This window comes from Methylocystis sp. B8 (assembly GCF_005771425.1).
GTDB lineage: Bacteria > Pseudomonadota > Alphaproteobacteria > Rhizobiales > Beijerinckiaceae > Methylocystis.
Genome location: NZ_VBTZ01000014.1, coordinates 1 through 16,108, shown reverse-complemented (window position 1 = coordinate 16,108; position 16,108 = coordinate 1). Strand labels below are relative to the sequence as shown.

13 protein-coding genes are annotated in these 16,108 nt (G+C 56.7%); 10 read left to right on the top strand and 3 right to left on the bottom strand.

Going from position 1 to position 16,108, the window contains the following annotated elements; genetic code table 11:
• Positions 1–197: 197 nt before the first annotated feature.
• Entirely contained in the window at positions 198–398 is a 201-nt protein-coding gene (locus FEV16_RS15980) for a hypothetical protein (protein WP_138168601.1), read from the top strand.
• Positions 399–1,081: 683 nt separating this feature from the next.
• Entirely contained in the window at positions 1,082–1,804 is a 723-nt protein-coding gene (locus tag FEV16_RS15975; RefSeq protein ID WP_138168600.1) for a TylF/MycF/NovP-related O-methyltransferase, read from the top strand.
• 33 nt (positions 1,805–1,837) lie between these two features.
• Here the strand turns inward: FEV16_RS15975 and FEV16_RS15970 are convergent, their stop codons facing one another.
• The 3 genes from FEV16_RS15970 to FEV16_RS15960 all read right to left on the bottom strand — a co-directional run bounded on the left by FEV16_RS15970 (position 1,838) and on the right by FEV16_RS15960 (position 5,750).
• Positions 1,838–3,019, bottom strand: a complete 1,182-nt coding sequence (locus FEV16_RS15970; protein ID WP_138168599.1) for a hypothetical protein — start codon at positions 3,017–3,019, stop codon at positions 1,838–1,840.
• 114 nt (positions 3,020–3,133) lie between these two features.
• Positions 3,134–4,498, bottom strand: a complete 1,365-nt coding sequence (locus FEV16_RS15965) for an O-antigen ligase family protein (protein ID WP_138168598.1) — start codon at positions 4,496–4,498, stop codon at positions 3,134–3,136.
• Positions 4,499–4,547: 49 nt separating this feature from the next.
• The gene (locus FEV16_RS15960; RefSeq protein WP_138168597.1) at positions 4,548–5,750 is read right to left on the bottom strand and encodes a polysaccharide biosynthesis/export family protein; all 1,203 of its coding nucleotides are present in this window, start codon (positions 5,748–5,750) and stop codon (positions 4,548–4,550) included.
• Positions 5,751–6,352: 602 nt separating this feature from the next.
• Between FEV16_RS15960 and FEV16_RS15955 the strand changes: the two genes are divergently transcribed.
• From FEV16_RS15955 to FEV16_RS17500, 8 genes are all read left to right on the top strand, one after another.
• The gene (locus tag FEV16_RS15955; protein ID WP_171015269.1) at positions 6,353–7,726 is read left to right on the top strand and encodes an exopolysaccharide biosynthesis polyprenyl glycosylphosphotransferase; all 1,374 of its coding nucleotides are present in this window, start codon (positions 6,353–6,355) and stop codon (positions 7,724–7,726) included.
• 60 nt (positions 7,727–7,786) lie between these two features.
• Positions 7,787–8,947 (top strand): glycosyltransferase family 4 protein, encoded by a 1,161-nt coding sequence (locus FEV16_RS15950; RefSeq protein ID WP_171015268.1) that lies wholly within the window; start codon positions 7,787–7,789, stop codon positions 8,945–8,947.
• A 4-nt stretch (positions 8,948–8,951) separates the two neighbouring features.
• Positions 8,952–11,384 carry a polysaccharide biosynthesis tyrosine autokinase gene (locus tag FEV16_RS15945; protein WP_171015267.1) on the top strand — a complete coding sequence of 811 codons (2,433 nt, stop codon included), beginning with the start codon at positions 8,952–8,954 and terminating at the stop codon, positions 11,382–11,384.
• A 157-nt stretch (positions 11,385–11,541) separates the two neighbouring features.
• Positions 11,542–12,324, top strand: a complete 783-nt coding sequence (locus FEV16_RS15940) for a hypothetical protein (RefSeq protein ID WP_210234909.1) — start codon at positions 11,542–11,544, stop codon at positions 12,322–12,324.
• A 65-nt stretch (positions 12,325–12,389) separates the two neighbouring features.
• Positions 12,390–13,151 (top strand): glycosyltransferase family 25 protein, encoded by a 762-nt coding sequence (locus tag FEV16_RS15935; RefSeq protein WP_138168593.1) that lies wholly within the window; start codon positions 12,390–12,392, stop codon positions 13,149–13,151.
• Between the two features lie 45 nt (positions 13,152–13,196).
• On the top strand, positions 13,197–14,723 hold the full coding sequence (locus FEV16_RS15930; protein ID WP_138168592.1) for a lipopolysaccharide biosynthesis protein: 1,527 nt from the start codon (positions 13,197–13,199) through the stop codon (positions 14,721–14,723).
• 7 nt (positions 14,724–14,730) lie between these two features.
• Positions 14,731–15,762 carry a polysaccharide pyruvyl transferase family protein gene (locus tag FEV16_RS15925; RefSeq protein WP_138168591.1) on the top strand — a complete coding sequence of 344 codons (1,032 nt, stop codon included), beginning with the start codon at positions 14,731–14,733 and terminating at the stop codon, positions 15,760–15,762.
• Positions 15,763–15,984: 222 nt separating this feature from the next.
• Positions 15,985–16,108, top strand: a 124-nt coding sequence (locus FEV16_RS17500) for a hypothetical protein (protein ID WP_138167664.1), incomplete at its 3' end; no start/stop codon positions are given.

Here is a 16,108-nt window from a genome sequence, read left to right as displayed (position 1 = left end):
AGCGCCAAAAATCGTAGCTTGATCCTAGAATTGCACGTTCTGAAGATTTTGAATGGAATCGGCCCCGTGAGCGCTGTTGCGTGTCGGGCGCGCTACTTCATACGTCTCGCTCGGCTCTTATCGTCTGATGGAAACGGAATCGATGCGGACGCCACAGGCTCCAACATAGTAGCGAGTTCGCGCGCGGAAGCTTCGACATGCGCTTCGTAAATCGTTTCCGCGTCGCTCATGGCCTTGCCGCGGATCTCGGCCCAGCAGGCGGCGGCTTGGCGATCGACCGCCGCAAGCGCCAGCGACCTGCAGTCGTCGCGAGCATTGTCCGCTTCGGCGACGGCAAGACGACGCAGCGCGGACGGCAGCCGGTCGAATGTTTCGCATTGAAAAGCGGCGCCGAATAGTTCGGCGGCTGTTAGCGTGAGTTGAAGCGCCGGCTGAACCGGAGGGTTGGGGCTTCTGAAACGGACGTGGTGGAACATTGATTGTCGACGCGGCGGCTGCGTTGACGACGACGGCTCGGTCAACCACTTAATAAATCGGGAAAAGATCTGTCGCATGGTCGTTATCTAATAGAGTGCGCGTTGGGGCGCATATCGTTGAATGCGAAACTAGACGTCACATCCTGCGGCCATGCGCGGCTACAACATTTTCAATCAATAGCATCTACATGGCGGCGCAACCACTGCCCTAACGCATTGGCGTTTGCGTCGGAACAGCTTGAGCTAAAGCTAGCGGATCGCATCACAATTTGCTGGCGTCCCCGCGCCCGAGATACCCGCGCGCCAAATTGATCCGTTATCGCTGAAGTAGTCAACCTTTAAAGGACGTCTCTTGAAGGGACGTCGACGCCGTGACTGAGGCGCTCGAGTGGAGCGTCGTCCATGCGCCATTGATTTAGCCGCGCTTCGATCCCTTTGCCGTTAATCGACACTCTCGCCCGAAAAACTCCGCGATCGTGCTTTAGTCGTAGCAGCGTACAGCCGCATTAGTAGTCAATGGTTAACGACAATCAACGGTCCAAATCAGAACTTGTTGCAAGACAGTTTTTTGGGCGAAAAAAGATCCAGCAAAAATGAGAACGAATATGCTGAGTCTGTCTAAGAGAATTCGACGTTATATCGATTTGGCGAAGCTCGACGCCGTCACCCGAGCCGTTGTCAGGGATAGGCTGACTTATCTCTCATATGAAAAGCTCGAGCGTATTCAGCGCGCCTTGGCCGAGACGAAGGACAGGCGCGGAGATATCATAGAATTTGGCGTCGCCCTAGGAGGATCGGGCATTATTCTGGCGCGCGGCGCCGGAGCATCACGAAGATTTCTCGGCTTCGATGTATTTGGGATGATACCGCCGCCTACGTCCGAAAAGGACGATGCAAAATCCAAGCTGCGCTACGAAGTTATTAGCTCCGGCAAATCCCGGGGCATCAATGGAGATACATATTACGGATATAAGAAGGATTTGTTTAATGAGGTAGTGGATTCGTTTGCGCGCCATGGCGTTGAGGCCGATGGGAATCGGGTATTTCTTCACAAGGGGTTGTTTGAGTCCACTTGGTCGGCGGCGGACGAATCAATCGACGCCATAGCGCTCGCCCACATTGATTGTGATTGGTATGATCCAGTGCTTTTTTGCCTTAACGCCTGCGCCGACAAATTGGTTGAAGGCGGCATTCTGATTATCGATGATTACAACGACTATGGAGGGTGCCGTACGGCGGTCGACGAGTTCGTTTCAAAGCGCGCTGATTTTAGATTGGAGCCAGGCGCTAATCCATTTCTGAGAAAATGCGGAGGCTTAGTGAGCTAGCGCCATCCTGAATCAACAGTTCGCGAGCACCCACTAGCGGCAAACAAGCTCGCCCGACGAGTTGCCCGCAATTTCCACCTGATAGACTGAGGATGGAAGCTCCTTCCTGTCATTGCAACGGATATGGGCCAGCGCGTCCGCTTGCGGCGGATCGCGCAGCAGGAGTTTGGCATTGTTGAGTTGGAAGTCGCTCTTGTCGCCTGCTACGCGACACCGAATGCAGATATAGGGATAACCCCAGAATCTGAAGCCGGATCGAGAGACTCCCGCGCTATCAGCGAAGAGATCCTCCAACGTCATGTCCTTGGCCTTGAGATCGAAGGCGCCGTCACGGTTTCCCGTCGACACGACGCGGCGAAGCGCGATACGTTGCGGCGCGCCCTGCTTATCGTCCGCCTCTATACCGTCGCCCTGCTGATAAGGCGGTCCTGCGCAGGCGATATTATTCGCGATACTCACGTCCTCGATCGTCACGTCGCTCACGGCCTCGTAAAGCTGAATTCCGGCCTTGTAACAGTTGTTGTCGGCGCGCACGCCGCCGCCATCTATGACAGCGCCGTGGATAGCGATACGTTGCGTGCGCGGGCCCGCCAGGCGAATGCCGACGCGAACATATCCGGATATGTCGAGATTCTCGATGCGCCAATCCCGCGCAAGGAGCTCCTTGCCGCGGTCAATCACGATGCCGTCATATACGTCGCGAATCGCTATGTCGCTCACGACAACGCCCTCGGGCGTCCCTCCGTTCGGCACAGCGATCAGCCGTGCGACATTGCGAACCATGAAGTTGCGGAAGGTGACATTCCCGCGCCAGAGTACGAACAAGGAACTGTCTGGGCTCGCGCCGGGTCTGTAGCCGCCAACGAGAACCGTTGTGAGTCCCGCGCCCTCGATCGTAAGGGGCGAGTCGGCCTGCGTCTGAAGATGGGCCGAGCCGAGAGCGGAGACGTCGTATTTTCCGGCCGTGAGGAGCAAGCGGATCGCGTTGGACCCCGTTCTTGCGAGCTGCAGGCCTTGCTGCAGCGTCATGGCGTCCGTGGGTGCATGTCCGTTGCGCGACCCCGCGCCTTCCGGACTGACGTAGACATCTCTTTCCGCGGCAAAGACATGTGCTCTCATCGAGAGCTGCGCTACCGCCGTAACGCCAAGCATCATGAGGATTTGCATCACGCGAGCGATGATGAATGCTCGCGATCGCCGTTTGGGGGTCGTCATTTCACTTTTCCAATTTCTTGCGGCCAACCATCCCCCACTGATTGGCGATTCTTCGTGCGGCGCTCAGTCAACTATTTGAAGATGGCGCGGGCAGGGCGCTTAAGAGGCGGACGTTCAGCTGCTTTCCGCGACGAGAGCCGAGCCGGCGTTCCCGTTGTGTCGGGAGGGCGCTCGCTCCTTCGCGGGCGCGAGGTGATACAGGACGGAGGCCTGGATTAAAGCAAACAGGATGGTTCCCTCAATTTGCCAATGGGGCATAGTGGCGAGATTGAACAGCATGAAGCATAGCTGGGCGAGCAGCAGCTTATAGCGCATAAGCGAGTCATGGATGCGTAGGGTGGCGGCGAAGAAGGCGCCCCAGACAGCGAGAAGAGTCAGCAGGCCTGCGACGCCGAGTTCGTAGAGATAAGACACCATTGTGTTGTGGGCGTATTTAGCGAAGACTCCAACCCAACTGTTCGGCCCAAAACCAAAAAGTAACTGCATATCGGTCCCATTAAGATAGGCTTCGACATAGGTTGACCATATGTAAATCCTTCCAGACAGCATTCTTTTCTCTTCCGCGACAAACTCTCTCGGCGGCTTCAACAAGAGATCGGCATGACCCATCAGCGCCGCTAGGTCGTTGAAACGTTCCGCAAGCTGGCTGCCAAGGATCACGGCGATCACCAGCATGACAGGGATCGCGAGCACCATGATAAAATTGCGGCTCTTGTGATCGAAGCGTGACACGCCCTCAAGCAAAAAAACGCCAATCACCAAAGGAAGAATTGAGATGATCCCTGTGCGGTAGTTCGCGAGGACGGCGCTTATGAGGCCCATAAGAACCATCGCCGCCTTGGACGCAAACTTCGCTCTCGTCGTGAGATAGACGGCAAGCACGAAGGTTGCGATCATTATCGAGAATGCGGACTCATGATAATAGCCGCCGATGTAACTTAGCCCGCCTTCGTCCTCCGTGCTCTTGGCCCTTCCCAGCGCAACGGAGAGCGCCTGCAAGACGAAAATGGGCGCATAACAATACGCCGTCAGCATTAGGACTCGATGCGGCCCAGCCTTCATCATGGCTTCCCGCGCGGCGGCAATGAGGACGACCGCATAGCCCCATTTGAAGAACATATCGATGGCGCCGCTCGTTGAGCGGTTCAGGATCCCGCTCGCGATCACGATGACCAGGAGCAGATAGATAGGGATCATCCATTGTTGCGTGAGCGCGCGCCGGTCGACGACCAGCAGGCCGACAGCGACAGTTGCGACAGAGAGCAAGGCGTTAATCGACAGTCCGCCGACAAGTGGCGCAAAGGTAATAAAGTGATAGGCGCCCGCAATGACGCGAAGCCAGATTGCCACAACGAGGAAAGCGCCAGCCTGGCTTCCGGAGCGTCGAACCATGAGAATAAGCAGGACAACGAATATGCAGGTCAGCGTCAGGAGTATCGGAAGCGGAGTCTGAGGCGCCGAACCTGCCAATTCATCCATATTGCTTTTCCGATTCGGATTGGGCCGTAACGCCGCAGATGACGGTCTTTCAGAAGGCTCCCGCGCGACGAATGGCCCAGGCGCTCGTGGCGGTCTGGCCCAACGGCTGCGTTATTGCGCTGACGACTTGGAAGAATTTGACGACTTCAAGCGAGTCAGAGTCAGCGACGTAGATCACGTCCTTGTCTCGAACTTCGAACTTGCGCGCCGAGAAAATGGCTGATGGCCTTTGGAGATCAGCCTTGTAAATCGTCGGTATGTGGGTCAGCGACGGGTCAAAGCTCGACAGGTCGGCGCCTAGCCTTGCAAGAAGATCGCGTGATTCCGCGCGATAGAGAAAGACGGATCCCGGACTGGCGCGAGAGTCGACGAGGCCGCCACTGGCGCCGATCGCTTCCGACAGCGTCAATCGTTCGTCTGGGAACGGCACACGGCTTTGCACGCCTGTGGCGCCGAGGACGGTATAGGAGCGCGGACTGCGCGAGACATAGATAACGTCGCCCGGTTGGACGTAGACGTTTTCCTGGGGCGAACTGACGAGCGAGTCGAAGGGCACGCGCACGGATTGTGCGCGGCGCTGAAGCGTCACATAGGTTTCATAGCCGGGGCTCTTGATGCCGCCCGCGCGTGAAATGGCGTCGAGGATACGCTCTCCGTTCGGGTTGAGCGGGAACTTGCTCGCGGCATTGACATCGCCAAGCACAGAAATTTCGCAGCCTCGCTGCGTCACCATGGTGACGACCGCCTGCGGCTGGATCGCCCGGTGCGCGAGCTTGCTTTCAATTTCCGCCTGCACGCTCTCGGCCGATCGGCCTACCACGCTGATGTTGCCGGCATAAGGAACCTTGATGACTCCCGTTGTGTCCACGACTTGGGGAGGAACTTGGATAAAATTGCCTGGTCGGGTTCCTGCAGCAGTGTCGATGAAAAGCCCGCCAGACTGGGACTCAAAGATTGTAGCTTGAAGGACGTCTCCACGGCTGAAGGTCAGGCGTGTCGGTCGCGCTCGCCCAATGGAATCGCCAAATCTCTTGTAAATTGAGCCAATCTCGGCATCCGCTATGCCAGCTTCGGTTCGCGCAGCGACGTCGAGCAGCACAAATTTGTTTGCCTCCCCGCCCTGAGTCGTCAGCGCGGTGGTGGCCTCGAAGTTGATATCGGAGCCACGAGGGCCGGAAGCCGGCAGCGTGCATCCGGAAAGAACGGTTGCGAGGAGGAATGAAGTTAAACGCTTGTATCGGACTTGGTCCATCACGCAACAACGCCTCACTCTGCCCTCAAATTTCCTAACAAGCACAAAAGCGGTCCTTTACGGACTGATTCCAACGCCCTCGTCGGATCAGCGCCGTTGGCGCGCTTTGCGTGTCGTGCACCTTAAAAAGTTGTCGGCTCCTTCCGCCGCCTCTCCAAGGCGGCGGACCTCGCCGGTCTTGCGTTGCGAGATCGTCGGTGGCGCTCTTGCAATGTACAAATATGCTCTCGCAGTGGCGAAACAGAGGGCGGCTTGCGACGTCTGAATGGCGACAAATCGAAAAGATTGCGATCACCATCTTGTCGCTAAAAATTAGTCTCTTGATTGGACTTACGCCAAATTTTCGACTCTTTGCCTGAGCTAACTTACGGCCCATAGACAATGTGATGGTGGTCTGGGCCGCTGCTTTTTATGTGAACGCGCTGCAGCATCAGTGGTGTCATAGATATTGATATGAGGAGCGTCGCTTGAAGTCGCCAGCGTTTTCTAAGGAACGGTATTTGTCGGCTGTTGAAACGAGCATGGATCAATGCGACGACTTAGCGCCGGCGCCGTTGGGGGCTCTCCAAATTGAGCAAGTGGGCGCCATTCGGCGCGTTTCATTGGAAAACTATTCGGTATTTTTTTTGCTCACCGATGTGGCTGTGATCATAAGCGTCGGCGCGGCGCTGAGCTATCTGCTTCACACTTTCAACCCACACGTCTATCCAGCGCCCGGCCGGGAAAGTTCAGCGTTCATTGTTGCGATCGCGATGCATTTTCTGGCGACGGCCGCGCTGAGAACATACGACAGCAACAAAATTCTAGACTGCGACGGCGCGATAGGCAGGCTGAATCTGGCGATGGGTACCACCTTTTCGCTATTTTTGATGCTCGCTGCGGCAACCAAGACCGTGCAGGACTATTCGCGGCTATGGCTTTTCTCCTGGGTGCTGGCGAGTTGGCTCATCGTCGTCTCCATGCGCAAGGTGGCTCTCGCACGCGCCCACCGATCCCTGCAGACAGGCGCATGTGTGAATACAAGCCTTTCCGTGGGGATTTTATGCGAGCCGTTGAGAGAGGACGATATCGCCAAAAACACGGGGGGGAAAACTCGCGTCATACGCACGCGACGACTAAGCCGTCTCGAGGAAGTCGCATCGCTTTCGGATGAGATCATTCGAAATCAGTACGACCAGGTTCACATCGCGACCAGGTGGGAAGACGTGCCCAACGTCTTGAAGACTCTCGACCTGCTGTTAATCGGTCCTCGGCACATATCAGCGGAAGTCGTCGTTTTGCCTCAAGATGTCCACGTCGAGACAAAGGTGTGGCAAATCAGCAGGCTCGGCAGGCAAATGTCCCTCTGCGTCATAGAGAAGCCGATCTATGGCTGGGATCAATGGTGGAAGCGTAATGAAGACATCGTCATTGCGGCTGCCGCCCTTGTGCTGCTGTCGCCGCTTCTCCTGCTTATCGCTGTGGCCATCAAGTTAGAAAGCCCTGGTCCGGTTATTTTTCGCCAGAGCCGAGCAGGGTTCAACGGCGCGATATTCGAAGTTTTCAAATTTCGTTCAATGTTTCACCATCATGCCGATCTCACCGCATCGCGTCAGACCGCCAGAAACGACCATCGCGTTACGCATGTCGGTCGATTCATTCGTCGGACGAGTTTTGACGAACTGCCGCAACTCCTCAATGTCCTGCAGGGAACGATGTCGATCGTCGGGCCACGCCCTCATGCCTTGGAGACAAGAACCGAAGGTAGGAATCTAGAAGAGCTCGTCGAATATTACGCGGCCCGTCATCGCGTGAAGCCCGGCATTACGGGATGGGCGCAAGTCCATGGCTTGAGGGGGGAGCTCGATCGAATCGAAAAACTGCGTCGCCGCGTGAACTACGATCTGTACTACATCGAGAACTGGTCGCTCTGGCTAGATCTGACAATTATCCTAAGAACCATCACTCTGATGTTTCATGATGATCACGCTTACTAGCGCGGTTTGCGCATGTCGACGATCAATGGGCGACAAGATGTACAGTACGGAATCAGGTCGATGAAGATAGTGGCGCTTGGTCTTAGAGGGTTCCCCGGCGTGATGGGCGGCGTCGAAGCCCATTGCGAACAGCTATATGCTAGCGTACGAGCGATAGCCCCCGACATCGAGATCACAGCCCTTGCGCGGGCCCGCTATGTGTCCGGGAACGGATCCGACTTCAAAGAAGTCAAAGTGCGACCGATCCCCGCCATAACAAGCCCGTACCTCGAAGCTATCACGCATACATTTCTCGGCGTGCTTTATGCGCGTTTTTCAGAGCGCGCCGACGTGTTGCATGTCCATGCGATCGGGCCGGGGTTGCTTGTCCCTCTTGCCAAAATCCTCGGCATGTCCGTGGTCTTCACGCATCATGGCGAGGATTACGGCCGCTGCAAATGGAACGGAGCCGCGAAAATGGCGCTCCGGCTCGGTGAAGCGCTAGCAGTCCGCTTTGCTGATCGCGTTATCTCGGTTTCGCGACCAATCGCCAGATCACTGGCAACGCGAGATTCGGCGCTTTCAGGAAAGCTGTGTTGGATCCCCAATGGCGTTTCCGTGGAGCTTGGACGTGATTCCAAAAACTTGGCGCCTTTAGACATGCTACGTCGCTTCGGACTGGAGCAGGGCAAATTTGCAATGACCGTTGCGCGTCTCGTGCCAGAGAAAGGCATCCATGATCTAATAGACGCCGCGTCTGGCCTTCCTGAAGGAATGAAACTCGTCATCGTTGGCGGGGCGCAGATGCGAAGCGGCTATTCAGATAGCCTCCTGGCTCGCGCCAGCGATCGCGTCATTTTCACCGGAGAATTGCCGCGCGAAGCGATCGCGCCTCTCTATGAGAACACTGCGCTCTTCGTGCTTGCGTCCTATCACGAAGGTCTGCCGATAGCGGCGCTGGAAGCGCTTTCTTTCGGCGCTCGAGTGTTGCTTTCGGATATCGCGGCCAACAAGGACCTCGATCTCCCGCCCGAAAACTATTTCGCCGTCGGGGATGTTGTGGCGCTTCGAACAAAGGTTGGCGACATCCCGAAAATACGCCCGGCGGACGCCGAGGCGATTCTCGAAAAATACGACTGGAGGGCTATCGCAAGAGAAACGGTTCTGGTGTTTCGCGCAGCCGCGGCGCGTCGCAGCTTTGGCGATGTCGGAGTTGACGCGGCAGGCGGCTTGGCGAGTTGATCCGATGAGCCGCGCGGACAATGACGATGTCTCCCTGCTGAAGGGCATTGATCTCGTCGCATTCATGGCTGTGGCGCGACGCCATTTTCGCACGACGGCGAACTGTATCCTCGTCTGTTTGGGCGCTGCGCTGCTTTTCGCTCTGTTATCCGACGTCAAATTTACGGCGCAGACGGCGCTGTTGATCGGAAATCGACAACCTCGCGCCGTACAGGATATCACCGCCGCGCCCGACGCGGTCGCGGATTCAGCGCTGGTCGATAACCAGATCGAGGTCATCAAGTCCGAACGCGTGCTGCTGTCGGCTATCCAACGCCTCAAGCTTACGGACGATCCCGAGTTCAATGGGACAGAACCACCCTCGCTGCCAAAGAGGCTCTATTCACTGGCTCTGGCGCTCAATCCGATGCGCCTCTTTTCACCTTCATCGGGCGAAAAAGACCCCGAATTTCGCATGCTGCGCACTGTTGTAACAAAACTGACGAGCGCGATTACCGTCACGCGCAACGGCAAGACGAATGTGATTCTCATTGCTGTGACGGCGAACTCGCCTCGGAAGGCCTCCGCAATCACGAAGGGTCTGGCCGAGGCATATCTAGCAGACCAAATCGAGGCGCGCGTCGAGGCGGCAAAAAGCGCTGGCGAGTGGTTCCGCGTGCGCCTCGGCGAGTTGCGCGCGCAGAGCATAAAGGCGAGCCGCGCTGTCGAGGATTATCGCAACCGCAACAACCTTCTCGCGACCAACGGGCAGTTGGTGACGGAACAACAGCTCGTCCAACTCAACGCCGACTTGGCGCAGGCTAACACAGCGTTAGTGCATAAGCAGGCGCAGTACGACAATTTGAGGGCGCTCATCGATAGCGGAAAAATTGGCGAGGTTGTTCCGGAAGCGCTGAACAATTCGATGGTGACGCAGCTCCGAAACAGTCAGGCCGAAGCCGCCAGACAGTACAATGAAATTGTCGCGAGCGTCGGTCCAAATCACGAACAGGCAATACGGCGAAAGCGACAGATTGAAGAAAGCGAAAAATTGATTTTCGTGGAGCTTCGGCGCTTCCTTTCCGGCTATCAGAGCGAACTCGCCGTGGCGCGGGAACGCCGCGAAGAGCTTACGCGTCAACTGGCGAATTCGAGCGCGATAACGAGCACCGCAAATACTTCACTCGTTCAGCTCCGCCAACTCGAGCAGGAAGCGGCGACGGTCAAATCGCTCTATCAGAGCTTTCTCCAGCGTTATCAGGAAACCGTGCAGCAGGAATCGTTTCCGATTAACGACGCACGCGTGATTTCGGAAGCTACGCCTCCACTAATTCCGAGCGAACCCCGAATGGTCTTGATCATGGCCGCCGGCGCGCTGCTTGGACTCGGGCTTGGCATTGGAATTGGCGCATATCGCGAACTTCAAGACCGAACCTATCGAACAGCGGACCAACTTGCGGAGGATCTCGGCGTCAGCGTCTTCGGTTTGCTCCCGCTCATCGAGACAGCCGTCCCGGTAAATGCTGGCGGCGCGAAGCGTCTTGGTTTTAGTGTCGATAGGCCAGCGGAACTCTGGAAGCTCGTCAAACAAGCGCTTGAGCAAGCGGGCCCGCTTTGTTCCGGCGCGCTACGCACCGTCAGGAAGGGCGGTAATGTCGCTAATCTTGCGCCGCTCATCGATGCCGTCGCCAAGACACATAATCAACTGAAGGCGAACCCCGTGCGGCGCGATAAAATGCCCTCGGACTCGAGGAGGGTCGCGAAATATGCGATGGAGCATCCCCTTTCACGCTACTCGGAGACATTGCGCGCTATAAAGATTGGAGTGAACGCCGGTCTTCAGCACAAAGGCTCGAAGACGATTGGCATACTTTCAAGCATGCCGGACGAAGGCAAGTCGACAGTTTCGTTGAACCTCGGCAGTTTGCTCGCGCTGCAAGGCAGCAGGGTGGCGTTGATCGACGCTGACTTGCGCGAGGCGGGCCTCACGCATCTCGCCGCGCTCAATCCTCCGGCGGGTCTTGGAGAGTTTCTTTTAGGTCGCGCATCTCTCGAGGACGTATTGATTACGAAGCCCAACTCGGGTCTTGCCATTCTGCCTGCGCTAAAGAAGGGCGATCTGTTTTTAAGCGGAGACCTGATTGCTTCGCCACTCATGGCGAATTTAATTCGAAGCCTCAAAGCGCATTATGATTACATCATCGTAGATCTTCCGCCTGTTGGTCCGATCGTCGACGCGCGAGCGGCGGCGCAATTGCTCGACGCCGCGGTACTGGTGGTGGAATGGGGGATGACTCCCCGTCGCGTCGTGTGCAGCGCCATCGCCTCCAGCGCCGCCGTTCAGGAAAAGGTAATCGGCTGCGTATTGAACAAGGTGGCGATCGACAGGCTGAAAACATATGAACCTTACGGCCTCAACAAGAAGCAGGAAGAGATATTCACCCACTACTACGCTTAGACCGGCGACATTGGCAGCAGTTGGGCCCATCGCCAATCTTACGGCTCCGCCCATTCAGCTTGGGACCAGGAAATCAAGAATGCGATCATTGCACGCGTCGCGAATGCCTCAGTGGGAACGATCGGTGTTGCGCCATCATGGGGAGGAGCACTCGAACATGGGAGAGACCATAGGCGCAGGGATCGCCGCCGCTATCGTTGCCGCCGCCAGCGCTGAAGCCAAGCCGCATTTGCGCGGCTGTGCGACAAGCCTTGGCGAGGTGCGCGCGCTTCTACGCGCCGATCTCTACCGCTACGCCGGCGACACTCGCATCACGAGCTTTATAAAGCATTTCGGTTTTACGCCGGGCTTCAAATATACGGTTTGGATGCGGTACTGCGGTTGGGCCAAGCGCGGTCGCGTGACCGGCTATGCTCTCTACCCCTTTCTGAAATGGATGCTCTTAAGATGCCGGTACAAATACGGCATCGCGATCCCGGAATATACGGTTATTGGTCCTGGCTTTTTCATCAATCGGTTCGGCGGAGTCTACTTCGTCGGAGACGTTGTCATCGGATGCAATGTGAATGTCACGCACGGGACTGTTCTGGGGCACACCAATCGCGGCGCACGCAGAGGCGCGCCGGTCGTCGGCGATCGAGTGTTTTTTGCATCGGGCGCGAAGGTTGTCGGCCATGTCTTTATTGGGGACGACGCCGCAGTGGGAGTGAATAGCGTCGTTACAAAAGACGTTGCGGCCTCTGCCGTCGTCGGGGGAATCCCCGCCAAGCAACTCTCCGTCAACGGTTCGGAAGGCTATATCAACCGGCAAGCGAGCGAAGAAATGATCCGCGCCGCCGGCTGGGAGCCTTCCTCTACGGGACGACGGATAAACGATCTGGCGTCGCCAACGAGTCGCGAACAGCAACATATGGCCATCGGCCCTGCTAACCAATGTTAGCTGGGAGCCACGAAGTTGCTTTGTTTGGCTGGAATAGAATTGGTCCGTCGTAGCTTGGAAGTGTGATGCATACGCGCGTTCTCGTCGTCAGCTTGCAGGCCGCGCTTGATAGGCGCGAAAGATTCGCTGCGCGAGCAAGCGAAAACATCCTCCCCTTCGAGTTTTTTGACGCCCGAGAGGAGCTGATTCCAACTTTGAGTTATGAACCCAGCATGGCTCTGAAAGAGCACGGCAGAACTCTGCAAGCGGGGGAACTCGGCTGTTATTCGAGCCATTACGCGATCTGGACGCAACTCATATCTGATGAGGAATATGATCAGTACATTGTTCTCGAAGACGACATAATCGCCGATTGGAGACGGCTAAAACAGATCGCCGAATATCCCTTTGCGGCGGATGGGTTCCATTATGTCCGGCTTTATCAGAAATCCCCCGCAAGATTCATCATGCTGAAGAAGCGGTTTATCAATCGGGATCTGAAATTGATAAGGCTTTTGGACAGCGCCTACGGCACGCAGGGTTACGTCATTACGCGTGACGGCGCCCGGGCCTTTCTCGAAAGCTGCCGGCAGGTGCGACGTCCGATTGATGATGCGATGGATCGATGGTGGGCGCATGGCGTTCCAAATTTGGCGCTATTTCCTTTCCCTTTGATCGAAGAGGCGGTGAGCTCCGGGATTGGAACCGCGCGTTTTGATGCATGTGACGCTAAGACGACGCCGGCTTCACATCGCGCGTTTCGTAGAAGGGAGCGAGCCGCGCGGCGTCTCGCGACTTACGGTCTGCTGTTGCGCGATTTGGCGACGCGCTTGGGTCTCAATCAATAGGCTGTTGCCGGCGGTTCGGTCTTCAATGTTCGCATTGGGAGTATCATGTCCACACGAGAAAGCGCGCGGGCAAAGGTTGCAAAAGGCGCCACATGGCTGGCGGCTGCTCGCTTCGCCGTAAATGGCCTTGGTTTTCTCGGCTCGCTCATTCTCGCTCGTGTTCTCGTTCCGGCCGATTTCGGACTCGTGGCGCTCGCGATGTCGTTCCTCGCGATCACGAACTCCATAACCGATCTCTCGTTATCAGCTGCGCTCATTTCTCACCCCGCGCCGGTTTCAGCGCATTATGACACGGCCTGGTCGCTGGGTTTGTGTCGCGGCCTGCTTGTCGCGACGGCTTTTGCCGCGCTCGGATGGATCGTTGCGCCGCTCTTCGGCGACCCGCGGCTTGTGAGCGTGATGCTCGCCCTTTCGATAACGATCATATTGTCGGGATTGAGCAATCCGCGAGCGATTATGCTGACGAAGGATTTGATTTTCTGGCAGCAGTTCATGCTCCAGGTTTCGCAGAAGATCGTCGGTTTCGTCGTTTCCGTGGCGATCGCGCTCGCGTATCACAGCTATTGGGCGTTGGTCCTGGGCGCGCTTGCCGGACAATTCGCCGGAACGATACTGTCTTACGCCGTCCTTCCGTATCGACCTCGGCTGCGCTTCTCCGGATTTTCGGAATTATTTACCTTTTCGTCGTGGATGAGCCTCAGCGCGGTGATCAACACCTTCAACTGGCGTCTCGATCATTTCCTCATAGGCGGCTACGTCGGTCAGACGGCCCTCGGATATTATGCGATCGGTGATACTATCGCGGCCTTGCCGACGCGAGAGACGGCCGCGCCACTCGTCTCGACGATGTTTCCAGCCTTAAGTCGTCTTGCGCATAGTCCGGAACGGCTGTCCTATGCCTATATTCGCGCTCAGTCGTTGATCACCGCGATCGCGCTCCCCGCCGGCGTGGGAATGGCGCTGATCGCCGAACCGCTGGTTCATCTGGTGCTGGGGCAGAAATGGACGCACTCTATACTCGTCGTGCAGGCGCTCGGCTCTGTCTTTGCGTTCCAGTCGATGGCGGTCCTGGCGCAACCCATCGCGATGGCGACGAATCAGACGCGCCTCCTGTTCATTCGCGCCCTCCAAGGGTTTCTCATTCGCGTGCCCCTCGTTCTATTTGGACTTTGGTATGCGGGTTTCGCCGGAGTGATCTATTCCCGATGCATTTCAGGCCTAATCGGAATTGGCCAGAACATGCAGATTGTGAAAGCCGCGTGCAATCTGACATACAGGGCGCAAATCGCTGCATCCGCCCGTTCTGTTCTGAGCGCGGCCGCCATGGCGGCGATTGTGGCGATCACAAGCCGGCAAATAGGGCAGTCTGGCGAGACGCTCGAACTCATTATCGTCATCGCGAGCATGGTCCTTGCGGGCGCGTCAAGTTACGCCTTTACGCACTGCATGCTGTGGCTTGCCCAGGGCAGACCGGAAGGCCCCGAATCTGAAATCCTTTCTGCGCTATCGACGCTCGCTTCTCGCATACGTCAGGAACGAAGGTCTTTCGGATGGACCGGCGAGCAGGAGTGAGACCTCCATGGCCACGAATGTCGAACTGATCAGCCGTCAATGCGCGCTGTTGACGCATCGGATAGCGCCCTTGGTCGATCGAGGCACAAAATATGCGCTGCTTGATTTCCCCCACCACGCAAATGTTGGCGATAACGCCATCTGGCTCGGCGAGCGCGCGCTGCTTTCCGCGATCATGGGCGGTGAACCCGCTTATGTTTGCACCTATAAGTCGTTCGACGCGCAAGCGCTTGAGGCGGCATGTCCCGCGGGTCCGATATTTTTGCATGGCGGCGGAAATTTTGGAGACATCTGGCCGGTTCATCAGAACTTCCGCGAGCGCATTCTTGATCGGATGCTAGGGCGAAAGGTCATCCAGCTTCCTCAAACAATCGCTTTCAGCGACCCGCATCGAGCGCATGCCTTGCGCGCGCGTATCGCCAGGCACGGTGATTTCCACCTGTTCGTGCGTGATGAAACGAGTCTCGCTTTCGCGCGGGAAAACCTTGAATGCTACATTGAGCGCGTTCCCGATGCGGCGGTGGGAATGGGCGCCCTCGCCAGGCGCGGGCGGCTTCGCAGCGACATCGTGCTGCTGCTGCGCACAGACAAGGAAAAGTCTGGTCAAGACATGTCCTGTCTGCTCGATTTGCCCGCCTCATGCGCCTTCGACTGGCTCGACGAATTCCCTTCATTCAGAAGGAAAGTCGCGATGCTTGCGAACACGAGCTCTTACGCGCTTGGACGCTTCGACTCGAACAAGCGCCGCTTGACGGCGTTCGATTTCACCGCCAGGTCAAGGGTCGCCCGTGGCCTTCGAATGCTTTGCTCCGGCAACATCGTCGTTACAGATCGGCTGCACGCCCATATTCTTTCGATGCTGCTCGATATCCCGCATATTGCGATGGATAATAATTACCGAAAGATCTCAAATTACATTGACGCCTGGAACAAGGATTACGAGAAAGTTCTGCTCGCGACTTGCCCCGAGGACGTTCCGCGTTTGCTTGGTCACGCAAAAAGCATGCTCTGTCCTCAGGCCACGACGCATTGGCAATAGCTAATAGCAACCCGACGGTCGCGAAGAAGAAGGCAGTCGTCGCGATAAAATCCGGTAAGCGGCGGCAATGGCGCAAAGGCGCATGCGACGACGCGTCCATCGAATACCTTACAGAAAATCTGCGACGAAAATCCGATAGGCCGTTCGATTGCGACATAAAAAGCGCTGATTTTCTATAGAGAACGTTAAGCCGATAGCACCAGCGCATATGAGGAAGTTGCTGTGAACATTACGATGATTGGTTCGGGCTATGTGGGTCTGGTGTCGGGCGCGTGTTTTGCTGACTTTGGCCACAACGTCATTTGCGTTGACTCGGATGCGAAAAAGATCGAGCGCCTCAAGGCCG

Bases quoted from the DNA above. Each gene is read 5' to 3' on its own strand.
- FEV16_RS15960 (WP_138168597.1), bottom strand. From the start codon at position 5,750: ATGGACCAAGTCCGATACAAGCGTTTAACTTCATTCCTCCTCGCAACC.
- FEV16_RS15970 (WP_138168599.1), bottom strand. From the start codon at position 3,019: ATGACGACCCCCAAACGGCGATCGCGAGCATTCATCATCGCTCGCGTG.
- FEV16_RS15935 (WP_138168593.1), top strand. From the start codon at position 12,390: ATGCATACGCGCGTTCTCGTCGTCAGCTTGCAGGCCGCGCTTGATAGG.
- FEV16_RS15925 (WP_138168591.1), top strand. From the start codon at position 14,731: ATGGCCACGAATGTCGAACTGATCAGCCGTCAATGCGCGCTGTTGACG.
- FEV16_RS15975 (WP_138168600.1), top strand. From the start codon at position 1,082: ATGCTGAGTCTGTCTAAGAGAATTCGACGTTATATCGATTTGGCGAAG.
- FEV16_RS15945 (WP_171015267.1), top strand. From the start codon at position 8,952: ATGAGCCGCGCGGACAATGACGATGTCTCCCTGCTGAAGGGCATTGAT.
- FEV16_RS15930 (WP_138168592.1), top strand. From the start codon at position 13,197: ATGTCCACACGAGAAAGCGCGCGGGCAAAGGTTGCAAAAGGCGCCACA.
- FEV16_RS15940 (WP_210234909.1), top strand. From the start codon at position 11,542: ATGGGAGAGACCATAGGCGCAGGGATCGCCGCCGCTATCGTTGCCGCC.
- FEV16_RS15965 (WP_138168598.1), bottom strand. From the start codon at position 4,498: ATGGATGAATTGGCAGGTTCGGCGCCTCAGACTCCGCTTCCGATACTC.
- FEV16_RS15980 (WP_138168601.1), top strand. From the start codon at position 198: ATGCGCTTCGTAAATCGTTTCCGCGTCGCTCATGGCCTTGCCGCGGAT.
- FEV16_RS15950 (WP_171015268.1), top strand. From the start codon at position 7,787: ATGAAGATAGTGGCGCTTGGTCTTAGAGGGTTCCCCGGCGTGATGGGC.